The organism is Pedobacter africanus, from assembly GCF_040548825.1.
Lineage (GTDB): Bacteria > Bacteroidota > Bacteroidia > Sphingobacteriales > Sphingobacteriaceae > Pedobacter > Pedobacter africanus_A.
Genome location: NZ_JBEPSL010000001.1, coordinates 1,410,977 through 1,424,726, shown reverse-complemented (window position 1 = coordinate 1,424,726; position 13,750 = coordinate 1,410,977). Strand labels below are relative to the sequence as shown.

The following is a 13,750-nucleotide window of genomic DNA, read 5'->3' as shown; positions in this document are numbered from 1 at the left end:
TCCCGGGGGGATAGCTTCTTATTTTATGATATGAAAAAAACATACGTTATTGTTGCGATTTTGCTTTCCTCATTTGGAGGATTCTACTTACTCACGTCTATTACCCAGACTAAATCGCCTACAGGTTTTAAAAGGGAATTCGTAGATTCAGAAATCAAATTATCAAATAGTTATGAATTTCAAAACCGCGCCTTTGATTTCCTCTGGAAATCAGGGAACGACATATGGTTTCTGAATTATAGATCGCCATTAAAACCACTAAAAACCAACTCTGCTTTAACTGAGCCTAAAGAAGTTACGCTGGAGATTCCAAATGGTTTTGATACAACTGTGCGAACAATGAATTTCGATAGATTGGATTCAACTATCTTTGTAACCAATGCAAAAAGTGATATTATGCTTTCTACCCCAAAGCATTCGACTAACTATAAAGTGCCATCTCTACTTTTTGATATCATAAAGGGAATATCGCCCACATCTGTGGTTGTCAGAGGGTTTAATTTTTCAAGCGGCCAGGCAGAAGCAGAGCTTGCTAAAATAAAGCTTTCAAAATTACCTGAAACTGTAAAACGTTTCAAAATACCAAAACAATCAGATGGTTTTTACAGCACTGACGGCAAACTTCATTATGACGTTAAGAGTGCAAAATTGTTTTACATGTTTTTTTACAGGGGTGAATTTTTATGTCTTGATACGAATTTAAATCTGCTATACAAGGCTAACACCATTGACACGGTAAGAACCGCAAAAGTAACGTTTGGACCTTATACACAACGAATGGTTAATGGCAAGTCCGTAAAAAGCCGAAAACTGCTAAAACGTTTAGAAAACGTTAACCGTTCAATTACGGTTGAAGGTGACTATATTTATATTCACTCCTATTTAAAAGCAGATAATGAGACTAAAGAAATGACACAAAAAAATGAGCCTATCGATATCTATTCAATTAAAGATGGAAAATATGTTCATAGCATTTATCTTCCCAGATATTTTGGAAAAAGGCTTCGTAATTTCAGGGTCGACAAAAATAAGATTGTTGCGATTTATGAAAACCGTGTAAATATCTTTGATCTGAAAACCAATTGAATTAAAGGAGGTTTATAAGCTTAATCCTCTATATAATGCTGTTACTTTGAAACTTCATTTTTTTTCAGCTCATCGTTAATCATTGTCAACAATTCTTTCGATTTAAAATTATTAGCATCAATCTTTGTTACAATTTTCCCTACTTTATCTACCAAAAGAATAAATGGGGCGCCTATTACATTGTAATGCCTCATAAATGGATGTAGAGAACTTCCTAAAGGTAAATTTGAGACATTCAGATATTCCATTGACGTATATTTATTGCTTTTAACGCCTTGTTCCCATTTTTCTTTAGTTTTTCCATCAAATACGGAGAGCATAACAAAATCCTTTTTATCCTTTAGATCAGTCCATAATTCGTTTTTAAATTTATGATGGAATCCTGCGCACACTGTACATCCAATTCCCCACATATCTAACAGAAAGACCTTTCCCTTTAATAAAGAGAAGTTGAATGTTTTACCGTTTAAATCAATAAAATCAGCATCAAACAACCTACTGCCCCGCTTAAATGTTAGTTTTTTTTCTATTACATCTTTCCCTTCCTTACTAACCAGGATACCACTTGCATCTTTCAATAATGAGTCGTAAACAGTATTTACATTTGAGAGGCCTGATAAACCATAAGCACCAGCAAATAATTGCATTATCATTCGTTCTTTCATTTGGCCCGAATAGCTACTTTTTAATAAATCGTAATAGTTTTTTAAGCTTAAGGATTTGTCTTCGCTATTGATCAATTGTTTTCTTTTTAAGCTTAGCGCAGAAAAATGAAAAAAATTAGGACAGAAAAGAGCAACCGTATCAGGTTTTGTAACCCGATACGGATTTTTGTTGTAGTATTCCCTAACAAATTGTTTAATATTGTTCTTCTTAGCGAGACTATAAAACGTCATTACCCTCTCTTCCTTTAGCGACTCGTAATCGCAAAATTGATAGCTAATAATTTTCTTCATTTCTTGGCTAACATTTTTAGCACCATTAATATTGCTTAGCTTTTCGTTTGAGTAAAATCTGGTTAATTCCGAAAGTTTTTCAAATTTCGTTGCGATAACTGCCTCTGTGCTATCTTCTTTATTTATTAACAAATAAATTGTTTGAAGATAACGGGCAAAATCTTTATTCAAATTTTCAATCAAATTATATTTAGCTGATCCTGCTCCTGTAAACACGAGTGAGTCTTTTTTTGTCATAAAAATCCCTGACTTGATTTGGTTATCATAAATATCCACGTGAATATTGTCATTGGGTTCAACATAAAAAGTGCCCAAACTTGAAACTTGTTTTTTAGTCCCCGATAATTGAACAACTTGAAGCATATATAACATTGGTCTTTTAATTAATGGAAATTCAAAGTGAAAACTGCGGTTACTATCTATAGTTACTTTGTAATCAACCGTTTGATCCCATAAATTATTCGTAGGCATGGTCCACAACATAATCGTTGCAGGCAAATTCTTTTTGTAGGATTTGAAGCAACCTGAAAGCACAGGATTTTTTTGCTGTGCAAAACCTGAAAAAGCGCAAACAAAGATTAGGAGAATGAATTTGAAGAATATTTTCATAATGATATGATTTATGATGCCTATAGTAAATTAAAAGCGGCATCTGTTAAAAATGAAAAGGAGACCTAATAGCCTAAATTTTGGCCTACATTTGGATTTCTACTCGTTTCGTTGTAAGGAATTGGATATAAAACATCCGTTGATTGCCATTTAGGTTTAATTTGTTTCAATACATTATCAGCTTGCCCTGTTCTTTTCAAATCGATCCAACGATGTCCCCACTCAGAAAAAAGTTCGATTCTTCGTTCTTTTTGAATAGCCAATAGCAAGTTATCCCGCGATATATCAGGATTTGAAAAACCTATAGTTTTAAATGGATTGGTAGCATTTGCTCCAGTATTATTAGAAACAGCACCTGCACGGATTCGGATTGCATCAATATCCTTTATCGCGTTTGGCAAGTTTTCTTGCATTGCCCTAGCTTCGGCCCTGATCAGATATTGTTCAGCTAGCCGTAAGACCATAGAATATTCATTTACGGGCGTGGCTGCTCTAAGTTTATATTTGTTGGGATAGTAATATGTTGGCCCTGAAGGCGGAACATAAGTACCAACCCAGGAATTTCTTCTTTTATCTCCAGATTCGAATGCTGTAGTTACAAAACTGGTTGCCAAAGAAACATTGTTCGGTGCGCTGATTATTATAAAGAAGACTCCTTCAGCAGTGTTACCACTACTTGCAGTGGGGAATAGCTGCCAAATTGCCTCCTGGCTGTTCTTTAAAAATACGTTATCCAGGGACGTCAAGCTATAAATACTGCTTTTATCGATAACTAATGTGGCATATTTTTCTGCGTTAGCCCAATCCTTAGTGTATAAATATGTTCTTGCCAATAAAGCCTGTACAGCTGCAAGATTGGGTCTTACTCTTTCTGTTGTATAATACTTATCCGTTAAAAGTTCTTCTGCTTCTTTTAGATCTTTTACTATTTGCGAATAGACTTCAGTTGTAGAAGCTCTTCCAGAAGTCCTATTTATTTTATAGTCTGTACTGAGTTGTAGTGGCACAGGACCGAAAAGATTAACTAAATAAAGGTAATTGAAAGCTCTAACGAACAAAGCTTCTCCTTTTAACTGATTGACGGCTGCTGTAGTTAAACCTTTTGAACCAGCTAAACCTTCGATGATGGAATTTGCGCTATAAATAGAATTGTACCGTCCACTGTAATTGCTATTATTGAATGTATTAATTGGCGTAATCTCATTTTCGTAAAACTCCGTCAGATTTTGGTTGTAATTTAAAAACTCGTCGGCAGTTAGACCGCAAATTGAGCTGATACTGGAAAGGCCAAGACCAGTTGCCATTACGCTATACATCCCCGCTACTGCCGAAGATGCCAGTTCGTCATTTGTAAAAATACTCTCTGAAGTAAGGTTTTCTTTAGGGACATCTATTTCCAAGAATTTTTCACAAGAATCAAGCAAAATCACTAATGAAAGGAGCCCTAAAGTGCTCAGAATTTTCATTCTAATTAAGGAGGGTTTTATATTATATAATTTCATGACACCATTTTTAAAGTGATACATTTAGACCAATCGACAATGTTCTAAGAGGCGGTAGGAGTAACATGCTTTGTGTCTCCGGATCTAACCCTACATAATTAGTCCAGGTTAGAATATTCTGTCCTTGCAGGCCAACTTTAGCATTTTGAATTTTGAGTGACTTAAGGAGGGTTTTAGGTAAATTATAATACAATGAGATATTCTTTAACCTGATAAAAGAAGCATCACTAATAGATGCCCCTCCAGTTGCCCTGGCACGCGAATAGTTTAAAACTGTGGCAGAGGCATTTCCTGCTTTTGAAATATTTGTTTCATCCCCAGGGTTTCTCCAACGTTCAACAACCGCCTCCGGTTGATTTGTAGTTGGTCCAGAAAAATCCCACCTACCAGGATTGAACGCCCCCATATAATTACCAGACGCATTTTGTTTGGTAAATCCAATTAAAAAATCAAAATCGAATTGTTTAATTCTAATACTATTAGATACACCTCCATAAAAATATTGACCGGTAAATTTTTGCTTATATCGATCTAAATCATTTAATATGCCATTTCCATCAAGATCCTCGATGTCATATAATCCAGTTTGGGGATCTATGCCTCTCACATTATATATTCTTTCTATAGATAGTGGCTGCCCAACAATATAAGTGTAAGCATCGGCGGAACTTTCTATGCCTGGATAGGCAATTAACTTATTTCTCGGTATAGTTACATTTACGCCCAAATTCCACTGTAAGTCATTTTTATTCAAAATTTTGAAATCAGAAGTAAATTCTAACCCAGTATTTTGTACAGTGGCGTTTCTATTGGCAGTTATGGAAGTTTTTCCAGTACTTGGTGGCAATGGATCGCCTATTAACTGGTTGGATGATCGATTCCGATACCATGATAACTCAAAGTTTATGTTATTATTTAAAAAACCTAGTTGCAAGGCAGCCTCCAATTTTCTATTATTTTCCCAGGCGAAATCAGAATTGCCAACACTACCGCCTGCAGGTTGCACAGTTGGTACACCTTGGTAAGTACCGGAGAGCGAGTTCCACAATTGGAGATATCCGTAATTCCCAATTTGATCATTACCTGTTATGCCATAGCTCGACCTTATTTTCCCAAAGCTCAAAAAAGGAATACTTTCTTTAATCCACTTTTCATCACCAAATATCCAAGCTGCCCCAACTGCTCCAAAATTGGCAAACTGTTTACCTTTACCAAACCTGCTTGACCCATCCCTTCTAGCTGTAATATTTAAAAAATACTTATTGTTTAACTCATAATTTAAGCGGGAAAATAATGCACTATACCTGTACTCGCCCGAAGCGGCGTCAACGGTTGTAATTGTACCTGCTGCCGCAATATTATCCAGCTGGGCATCGCTATTGAATCCCGTACCTCTTATCGAACGCAGTTCAGAAGTATTTCCCTGAAAGGTCATTCCTACCAGCGCTTTTAGATTGCCTGGCCCTAACTTAACGTCATAGTTAATTTGCGGTTCGGCCATCAAGGTACTATTACTATTGTTATTAAAGTTAGCAGCTCGATTTGCAGCGGTAGAGGTCAATGCAGGAGATCTTGAAGTTAAAGGTGTTTTACTAAATTCTGTTCCTTTAGTTGCCGAATAACCAATTGAAGCTTTTATAAAAAGACGCTTAAGAAGCTTATAACTCACTACAACATTGGCATTTAAGTTATCCGTCCCTTTTGTATTTGACCTAAGCAAATTCGACATTGGATTCGTATAAACAGTATTATTACTCCAATTAAGCATACCATTCTCATCGTAAAGGTCGGGGGCATTTGGCGCCAGCAAAATGTTACTTGTTAAATCTGAGGTCAGCAAATTATATTGAGCATTGCTGTAGGTAGCTATAAAATTTAAATTAAATCTGCTTTCGGTTGATCCAAAATTTAGATTCGCATTCATCCCCCCCCGTTTAAAACCAAAATCACCAGGAAAGACTGTCCCTTCCTGGTAATAGTTCCCACCAATTAGGCAAGTTAATGTACTGGAACCTCCACTAACATTTGAAGATACCATAGTAGTATTAGCAGTACCTCCAATTAATTCTTTCTGCCAATCGGTATATTTATTTACATCCCAGGTGCCATTTACATCATAATCTCTTACTCCAGGTGTTAATCCATCGTTTTTAAATGACTCATTTCGCATTTCAATATATTGCTCGGTGTTCATAAGTTTCAACCGTCGATCAACTTTGCTATACCCCTGTGAAACATTGGCGGCAAATCTTGTTTTTCCTGCAACACCTTTTTTAGTTTTAATCAGTATAACACCATTTGCACCGCGCGATCCATAAATAGCAGTTGCATCCGCATCTTTTAAAACCTCTATACTTTCCAAATCATTAGGATTAATTAATCCCAACGGGCTGGCCCCAGAACCTCCGAGAATAGCCGGTGTCAAACTGGATGTAATACTTGTTGACGGATATATAACTCCATCAACAATATATAATGGATCATTTCCAATATTAGCATTTATGCTACTACGGCCTCTGATTTGCACTTTAACCCCCCCCCCTGGGGTACCGGTCTGTTGCGTAATCTGCAACCCCGGCACCCTATTCTGCAGTGCCATTAATGCATTATTAACGGGATTCTTTTCTATCACATCAAAAGCTATTCGAGATATATTTCCAGTACGTTCTCTTTCTTTTACTGTATAATATCCCGCATTGATTTCAACCTCTTTAAGCCTATCTTCGCTCATTACTAACTTAACTTCGCTCATTTTTTCGGTAACGATAATTTCCTGCTGCTCGTAACCGAGAAAAGAAATCACCAATACAGCCTTATTGTCAACATTGCGCAGGAGGAATTCTCCATTTGAATTGGTTGAAGTGGATATTTGTGTTCCTTTTATCCTGATAACCGCACCAACAAGTGGTTCATTTCTTTCGTCTACAACACGCCCCCGAACATCAATTAAGGTAAAATAGCCAATAAGCTTGTCAAGAAAGGGACGCTCTTTAGGTTTGATGCTGATGGTTTTATTTTCAATCTTAAACGACAGATTGTGCTCAGTTAAGCACTGTTTTAAAACGTCTTCAAGTGGCGTTTTCTTAAAGTTTGCATCCACTACCAGTGAAACATCTACTGTTGAATTCCAGAGAACGGTATACCCGGTTTGTTTCTTTATTTCTCTAAACAGTTGTGAAAGTGGAGCTCCTTTTTTTACATAGCTGAACTTTTGCGCAAAGGATGATGCGCTCACTTGCAATATACTGGCAATTAGAATGACGGTGGTTAGTCGCATGACAAGCAGTATCTTATAGACATACCTCTTTAGTATATCAGGTTTGATGATATAATTTTTGTACATTTGTTTAAACTGTTAGTTGATAGTTACGAGATTATCATGAGGCAGATACCGGCCAGTTGTGTTGCGATCACTCCTGGCCTTTTTTCTTTTACACTTGCAGCTTTAAGTAGATCGAACTTTTACCAGAGTAGTTTTCATTTTTAGTTTAGTTTTAATTAGTTGATACAATTAGGTTATTTATTTTTTACACATTATTATCCATGTCCGAAAAATAGCTTTCAGAAAAAATCAATTAAAGTTGAGAGGATTAATTTTGCTGTATTAGGCCCCTATTGCCTATTTGGTAACTATCACCTTCCTTCCTATTACCTTAAACTTTAAATCACTCGCTCCTTCCAGCGCGCTCAGCACTTTAGATATTTTATCGTACCTTGACACACCCCCACCGAACATTTCCTTACGCGCTTCATTATGCTCATATACCACCTCTACATTATACCAGCGTGCTACTTTTCTCATAATGCTTTCTAAATTATCGTCTTTAAACATAAACTCTCCTTTCATCCAGGCTACTGCCAATTCCGTATCTACCTTTTTTACCCTAATTATAGAGCCATCATTAACTGCTTGGTCATCAGGCTTAAGCATAGTCTGTTCTGCTTGCAAAAGCGGCGCTGTAATACCCACAGAGCCTTCCAACAAAGTTGTCTTCGTCTCTTTTTCATCTGGATAGGCATTGATATTAAAATGCGTACCTAGTACCATTACTTCTTGTGAGGCCGTTTTTACAATAAAAGGTTGTTTCCTTGCCCTCTTCTTCATGCCAAGCAAAGTTTTCACCTGCGCTACTTCAAAATAGGCCTCACCACTCAATAGAACCCTTCTTTCAGCAAGCCCTTCAAAGGTTGAAGGAAACTTAAGCATAGAGCCTGCATTAAGCCAAACGTTAGTGCCATCTGGCAATGCTATATGATACTGGCCGCCAAGGGGTGTTCTTAAAGTATTTAAATGATCAGCATCATTCTTTTTAGGAACACCAACGCTAACCAGCGCTGAAAGTGAATCTCTTGGAGTTAAAGGAGTTAATTTAACATCTTTTGATTTGAACTGGTATAATAACTGTCCATCGGATTGTTTAACTACTCTTACTCCCCCATCAACGGCCAATTCCCCGTTCTTCGCCTCACTTAAATCTATTGTTGTTCCGTTAGGTAATGTAAGTATGGCTTTATTTGTTCCAGGTTTAATGTCATTGGTGTAGTTTTCTACAGGCTGCTCAGTGGAATTAAATAGCAGCACAGCTGCACCAATTATAATAGCCACTGCGGCAGCAATACCTGCTGCAAGAAAAGGCCATTTTTTAGGTTCTGTTCTTTTTGAAATAAGGCTGGCAGCCTGAAGATCATCCAGTTCTGCCTCCATGCCCGAAATGTCAATAGAATTATCATCGTAATGCATTAAATAGTCAATAATAGATTCTTCCTCTGGTGTACACTTACCAGAATGAAATTTATCTAAAAGCTTATCGTCTATCTTTTGCATAATCTGTTATCTGAATATTATACGGCTTAATGTTAAGGTTGTTTTCAAAAAAAGTGAAATAATTGTTAAGTTTCTATCCAAGTTTACCTCTAAGTATCTTTAATGCACGACTTAAATTGGTTCTAACGGTATTTTCAGGCAACCCCAGGTATTCAGAGATCTGTTTTCTGCTCATTGCATCCTTTCTGCTAAGTTCGAAGACAATTCTCATTTTTACTGGAAGTGCCTTGATCTCAACTTCTATTAATGCGGCAAGGTTCCTATGTCTTACCAAGTGGTCCGTCTGTGTGCTTTCGTAACTGTTTAACCTGCTGCGCAGGATATCCAAATGTTTCTCAGACACTAGCTTTTGCCGGTATAAATCAGTAACTCTATTTTTAGCGACAACAACCAAAAAAGCTTCCAAAGCGCCTGGTATTTTAATTCTAAGACGTTTTTCCCATAAATCTGCAAAAATATCGTTAATTATATCTTTTGACTGTTCTATATCACCTAGCCGTCTGTAAGTAAAAGAGAATAAAAAGGTTTTATAGCGATCAAATATTTCAGAAAAGGCAAGGCTATCTGATTCTCGTAAAAGTTCTATCAATTGCGAATCAGAAAGATTTTTATATGCCTCTTTTTGTCTCATGTCCCAACCTAAAATATTGCGTTAAATCCCATTACAATATGATAATTTTTCGTTTTCTAAATTTTGTTCACTTTATTCATTCCCTACGCAAAGGGCCCATTCGTTAGTATAAAAGCCATAAGGCTTCGACAACGCATCATCTTCCTGATCATAGCAATAACATCCGCATTAAAAAATTGGTGGATTGGAGCGTTAGACAAAACAGAATTATTAGCTATCCCCCTCATTGTAGCTTAAGTTTTTTGTCTATTGTAGTATAAACTTACAGAAAATGTTTTTGTTTGAAATAAAAAAAGTGACATAGATCATATTTATTTTTTATCGTGACTTTCACTGCTATTGGACAGGTTTTTTATTCGAAACTTTCATTTTACGACTGGCAATGTGATATTCATACGGTAAAATTCGCTTATTAGTTTTGTCTAAAATGGACATTTTATCGATGAGTTGACGATCCATTCCAACCAGAGCCGTATTGTTATACAACAACTCTATCAATTGCTCATAAAACACCAGGACTTTTAAACGCTGGCTTGCATCAAGCTTTTCTATATCCAATTCATATAGACTTTCAAGGTATCGGTCGACATATTGCTTACAGATGTCAAGCGATGTGACAATTGTTTTAGATTTACACATTTTTTCATTTTTATTTGTTGCAAACTGAAAAATGAGTCTCGGAGAGATTTAAGGTTAGCGGGAGCATCCTCACTAAGCATAGCTTTAAAACGAAGATGCGCCATAGCGGGCTCTAAATACCGTACTTCAACGCTTTCTGACGGCCGCGGGAACGGATTTACAATAGAGCCCATAACGCTATAGCGCACCTTCAAAAGTACAACAATATTTGTTATGGGCATTAATCTATTGTCTCTTCCCGTGTTTGTCAGAAATTTAGAAGTCGAGACTCTTCAATACCTCATTTAAGAAGTAAATTATAATGTTTTAATGTTGTTTATTTCATTGGCTATTTGTTTTACTATATGGTCGATTACCTAATAATCAAATATATAAACAACAACTTAAACAACCAAATATTTCTCATAAATTAATTACATGTATTTTATTCTTAAATTTTGGAGTTTTTAACAAAATTTTGATGATACAAGAAAGAGCAGGATTGAATTATATTTGCAGCATGAGCTTACCCATGCGCATCACCTTTGAGGGGAGGGATTATACTTACACTGTTTTAACCAGATCAATTTCGAAAGATACCAAGGCTATACGGATTAGCCTGGAAGGCCAGGAATATGAACTTGGCCCAAATATAAAAGGTGAATGGGATGCCTCCGATATTACAATTAATGATAAACCTGGGCTGCTGAAAGCAATAGCAAGAATTTTGAGGCTAAGGTACAGGTTATACTAGCGTTACCCGGTTTTAAGAAATGTGGATTTGTTTTCGGCAATACGTACACTGAGTTTTCTATCACCTATAGATCTCCCATTTAATGCTTCAATAACCCTATCGGCAGCGATCTGGTTTTGAAGGATAACAAAACCATACCCTCTACTTTTTGAACCATCTTTAACGATAGTTAAATCGGATACCAATGCATGCTGGCTAAACACCTCCAACAGTTCAATTTCGGTTATATGTAGCGGAAAATTGGCTACAAACAGCTTTATACTCATTCAATTATCTTGTTTGACATCGCGGCAAATATATTATTTTCACCTTATTACGTGGTAAACAATAGTTAACGCTAAGTATCAAAATTGCATTCAGCAAAAAAGTACCAATTGCGTTCAGCTAAAATCAAATATTTTTCAAAACTTAGCTTTAACTAACTATAAACACTTAATGATCAAACAAGTATTGTCTCGGGAAGAAGTAAGCCTGCTCGAAACAGGCTACTTCAATTCATTGCCGCTTCACAAATGCCAGATAAACCGGGATTGGAAACTCACGAAAAAAGCATGTGTAGTTTTAAGCCGGAAATTAGCGAACGGAAATATCTGTGCTGCTTTTTACATCATCGATTTATATTGTACAGGTGTAAAACAAGTAGGCTTTATGCCAGACCTCGCTCCCACCGACCTGTTCAAAAAAGTATTGGTCATTTTTAATCAAAGTGCCTACAGGATGATTGATTGTGAATATAGTTTAGCCTATCAGTTAATTGAAGATGCACTCGATTACGCAAAGGGCAACGGCATAGCCCCTGACGACAACTTCAGCCATATAAAGCATATGCTTGATGCCGAACCGCCCAAACCAGCTGCAAAACACCCAATAGAATTCGGTAAAAATGGCAAGCCTTTCCTGTGCTTATCAGACGATGATGATAAACTAAGTTACTATTTAACCCAGTTAGAAAAACACCTGGGCGAAGGAAAGTACAATTATAAAAGTTCATTATACATGTCGGAAAGCGAAGATTTGAGTCACTATCTCAATCGTTGGACAGCAGCAGACTGGAACGACTTTATTGACGAGTTTGACCTGGAAGACCATATAGATGATTATCCGGTAATGGACTACATGTTCAAGAAAATATTCGATGGATATGAGGATAGTGAAGGACTTAAACTAAAGCTGGATAATTTTATTGCAACATGCCGGGTAGGTTTTGGACAATCCTATGAACGCACGTTCTCCGACCTGCCGGGCGAATTGGATGCATTGGAGTCGTTAATCATGTATAGCCAATCGGCTGGAAAGGCAGAATGTGAGAAAATGCTCAAGCAAACACTTGGATATATTGAAAAATGGCCTCATAATATTGAATTCAGAAATTTTCAGATCATATTGGAAGCATCATTGGGTGTCGGGGATGCAACAGCCCGCCTAAAGCAGATGACAGTTGATTTTCCTGAGTATTTACCGGCCAGGGTTAACTATGCAAGGGCTTTGACCCTTGCAGGTGACTTCGATGAAGCTAGAAAAATTTGCGGGTATAAGGAAACTCTGGATGAGATCTGCCCAACAAGAACAGAATTCAGTGAGCGTGAGTTTTTGCCTTTTGTACACTTTATGGCTTATGGCTATGCTCAGGAAAGGAAAATATATCATGCATACCTGTATGTTTCTATGCTGGCCAAGGTTGATCCGGAAATAGCAGAAATGGGCTATGATGATCAGTTATTGGCTTATACAAACGGATCTGCTATTGCGTTGCTCTTAGACTATATTGATGCTGCTAAACATAATCCAGACACAAAGGCAGTCGTGCTTGCACTTTTGGGATAAGTTATTAACCGGCTGCCTTTTTACGATAAATAGCCGGGGTACAGCCTGCATAACGTTTAAAATATTTTCCGAATAAGGAAGGATCGCTAAAATTCAGTTCAGCGGCAATCTGCGCTATGGTTAGCGAAGTTTGTTTTAGCCTCACCTTGGCTTCCAGGACCAACACTTCATGAATCCAGTTTCCGGCAGTCTTGCCTGTATATTCTTTTACAGTCTGGCTCAGGTGTTTTGCACTAACATTTAAAAGATCTGCATAAGCATTCACCGAACGCAGTTCAAAATGCCTTTCCATCAGTAACATTTTAAAACGGGATACCATTTTTACCGGTCTGGCCACTTCTGTTTCTTCATCAGGACAGTATTCATCGTAGATATCCGCAATCCTGTTCAATAAAATATGAATATAACCCCTTATGATTACATGCTTACGCTGTGTCTGGCCTTCAATTGTGTTTTTAATATCCTGTAGCAAATCTGCAATTAAATTACAGTCTGGTCCGCGCAGCTGGATAACTTTAGGTGCTTTGGCCTGGAAAAACCTGAATTGTTTAAAAGCTGAAAAGCCTGTTCCCCCGCTCAGGAAAAAAGCTTCTGTAAACAATAAGGTTTCTTCCATATAATCTACCGAAAAGCCCTTCCATGTGCGGATAACTTCTGGCGACATTACAATAAGTGAGCCGGGTAAAAGCTGGTAATGTTCCAGATCTGCTATGAGTTTAACACTCCCTTTCAAGCATACTGCAATTCCGAAGTACGATGCACGTCGGGGAATGTCATCCAGTTCTGCCACAGAAGAAAAAGAGGTGACACTATAATCTATCCCATGTCCCGGATCCGGAGCAGCCAATTTTACGGCTTCCGGCAAACTCAATTCAGCAATAGCTGGTTTTAACGGCCTCGGCATGCTAGTATTTAATTAATACAACAAAATTAATAATATATTCA

The 13,750-nt window shown here is 37.2% G+C and carries 11 protein-coding genes; 3 read left to right on the top strand and 8 right to left on the bottom strand.

Annotated elements, in window-relative coordinates:
* Positions 1 to 30: 30 nt before the first annotated feature.
* Complete coding sequence (locus tag ABIE26_RS05835; RefSeq protein ID WP_310139008.1) at positions 31 to 1,086, top strand: hypothetical protein; 1,056 nt, start codon at positions 31 to 33, stop codon at positions 1,084 to 1,086.
* A 41-nt stretch (positions 1,087 to 1,127) separates the two neighbouring features.
* On the opposite strand, the gene ABIE26_RS05830 is transcribed toward ABIE26_RS05835, so the two are convergent.
* The 6 genes from ABIE26_RS05830 to ABIE26_RS05805 form a co-directional block, all read right to left on the bottom strand.
* Positions 1,128 to 2,651 carry a TlpA family protein disulfide reductase gene (locus ABIE26_RS05830; protein ID WP_310139011.1) on the bottom strand — a complete coding sequence of 508 codons (1,524 nt, stop codon included), beginning with the start codon at positions 2,649 to 2,651 and terminating at the stop codon, positions 1,128 to 1,130.
* Positions 2,652 to 2,716: 65 nt separating this feature from the next.
* Complete coding sequence (locus ABIE26_RS05825) at positions 2,717 to 4,153, bottom strand: RagB/SusD family nutrient uptake outer membrane protein (protein WP_310139014.1); 1,437 nt, start codon at positions 4,151 to 4,153, stop codon at positions 2,717 to 2,719.
* A 10-nt stretch (positions 4,154 to 4,163) separates the two neighbouring features.
* On the bottom strand, positions 4,164 to 7,430 hold the full coding sequence (locus ABIE26_RS05820) for a SusC/RagA family TonB-linked outer membrane protein (RefSeq protein WP_310139016.1): 3,267 nt from the start codon (positions 7,428 to 7,430) through the stop codon (positions 4,164 to 4,166).
* 342 nt (positions 7,431 to 7,772) lie between these two features.
* The gene (locus ABIE26_RS05815; RefSeq protein ID WP_310139018.1) at positions 7,773 to 8,978 is read right to left on the bottom strand and encodes a FecR family protein; all 1,206 of its coding nucleotides are present in this window, start codon (positions 8,976 to 8,978) and stop codon (positions 7,773 to 7,775) included.
* A gap of 73 nt (positions 8,979 to 9,051) precedes the next feature.
* A complete protein-coding gene (locus ABIE26_RS05810; RefSeq protein ID WP_310139020.1) occupies positions 9,052 to 9,609 on the bottom strand; it encodes an RNA polymerase sigma factor in 558 nt (185 codons plus the stop codon).
* A gap of 336 nt (positions 9,610 to 9,945) precedes the next feature.
* A complete protein-coding gene (locus ABIE26_RS05805) occupies positions 9,946 to 10,248 on the bottom strand; it encodes a hypothetical protein (RefSeq protein WP_310139022.1) in 303 nt (100 codons plus the stop codon).
* Positions 10,249 to 10,708: 460 nt separating this feature from the next.
* Here ABIE26_RS05805 and ABIE26_RS05800 point away from each other — a divergent pair, with 460 nt between their 5' ends.
* Positions 10,709 to 10,981, top strand: coding sequence for a hypothetical protein (locus ABIE26_RS05800; RefSeq protein ID WP_310139024.1), 273 nt, complete (start codon positions 10,709 to 10,711; stop codon positions 10,979 to 10,981).
* Positions 10,982 to 10,983: 2 nt separating this feature from the next.
* On the opposite strand, the gene ABIE26_RS05795 is transcribed toward ABIE26_RS05800, so the two are convergent.
* The gene (locus ABIE26_RS05795; RefSeq protein ID WP_310139026.1) at positions 10,984 to 11,247 is read right to left on the bottom strand and encodes an RNA recognition motif domain-containing protein; all 264 of its coding nucleotides are present in this window, start codon (positions 11,245 to 11,247) and stop codon (positions 10,984 to 10,986) included.
* A gap of 169 nt (positions 11,248 to 11,416) precedes the next feature.
* Between ABIE26_RS05795 and ABIE26_RS05790 the strand changes: the two genes are divergently transcribed.
* Positions 11,417 to 12,805, top strand: a complete 1,389-nt coding sequence (locus ABIE26_RS05790) for a tetratricopeptide repeat protein (protein WP_310139028.1) — start codon at positions 11,417 to 11,419, stop codon at positions 12,803 to 12,805.
* A gap of 4 nt (positions 12,806 to 12,809) precedes the next feature.
* Here the strand turns inward: ABIE26_RS05790 and ABIE26_RS05785 are convergent, their stop codons facing one another.
* Positions 12,810 to 13,709: a helix-turn-helix domain-containing protein gene (locus ABIE26_RS05785; RefSeq protein WP_310139031.1), complete on the bottom strand. Its 900-nt coding sequence runs from the start codon at positions 13,707 to 13,709 to the stop codon at positions 12,810 to 12,812.
* Between the last annotated feature and the right edge of the window lie 41 nt (positions 13,710 to 13,750).

Coding starts and splice junctions, on each gene's coding strand:
- ABIE26_RS05800 (WP_310139024.1), top strand. CDS start 10,709: ATGATACAAGAAAGAGCAGGATTGAATTATATTTGCAGCATGAGCTTA.
- ABIE26_RS05835 (WP_310139008.1), top strand. CDS start 31: ATGAAAAAAACATACGTTATTGTTGCGATTTTGCTTTCCTCATTTGGA.
- ABIE26_RS05825 (WP_310139014.1), bottom strand. CDS start 4,153: ATGAAATTATATAATATAAAACCCTCCTTAATTAGAATGAAAATTCTG.
- ABIE26_RS05795 (WP_310139026.1), bottom strand. CDS start 11,247: ATGAGTATAAAGCTGTTTGTAGCCAATTTTCCGCTACATATAACCGAA.
- ABIE26_RS05785 (WP_310139031.1), bottom strand. CDS start 13,709: ATGCCGAGGCCGTTAAAACCAGCTATTGCTGAATTGAGTTTGCCGGAA.
- ABIE26_RS05815 (WP_310139018.1), bottom strand. CDS start 8,978: ATGCAAAAGATAGACGATAAGCTTTTAGATAAATTTCATTCTGGTAAG.
- ABIE26_RS05805 (WP_310139022.1), bottom strand. CDS start 10,248: ATGTGTAAATCTAAAACAATTGTCACATCGCTTGACATCTGTAAGCAA.
- ABIE26_RS05810 (WP_310139020.1), bottom strand. CDS start 9,609: ATGAGACAAAAAGAGGCATATAAAAATCTTTCTGATTCGCAATTGATA.
- ABIE26_RS05820 (WP_310139016.1), bottom strand. CDS start 7,430: ATGCGACTAACCACCGTCATTCTAATTGCCAGTATATTGCAAGTGAGC.
- ABIE26_RS05830 (WP_310139011.1), bottom strand. CDS start 2,651: ATGAAAATATTCTTCAAATTCATTCTCCTAATCTTTGTTTGCGCTTTT.
- ABIE26_RS05790 (WP_310139028.1), top strand. CDS start 11,417: ATGATCAAACAAGTATTGTCTCGGGAAGAAGTAAGCCTGCTCGAAACA.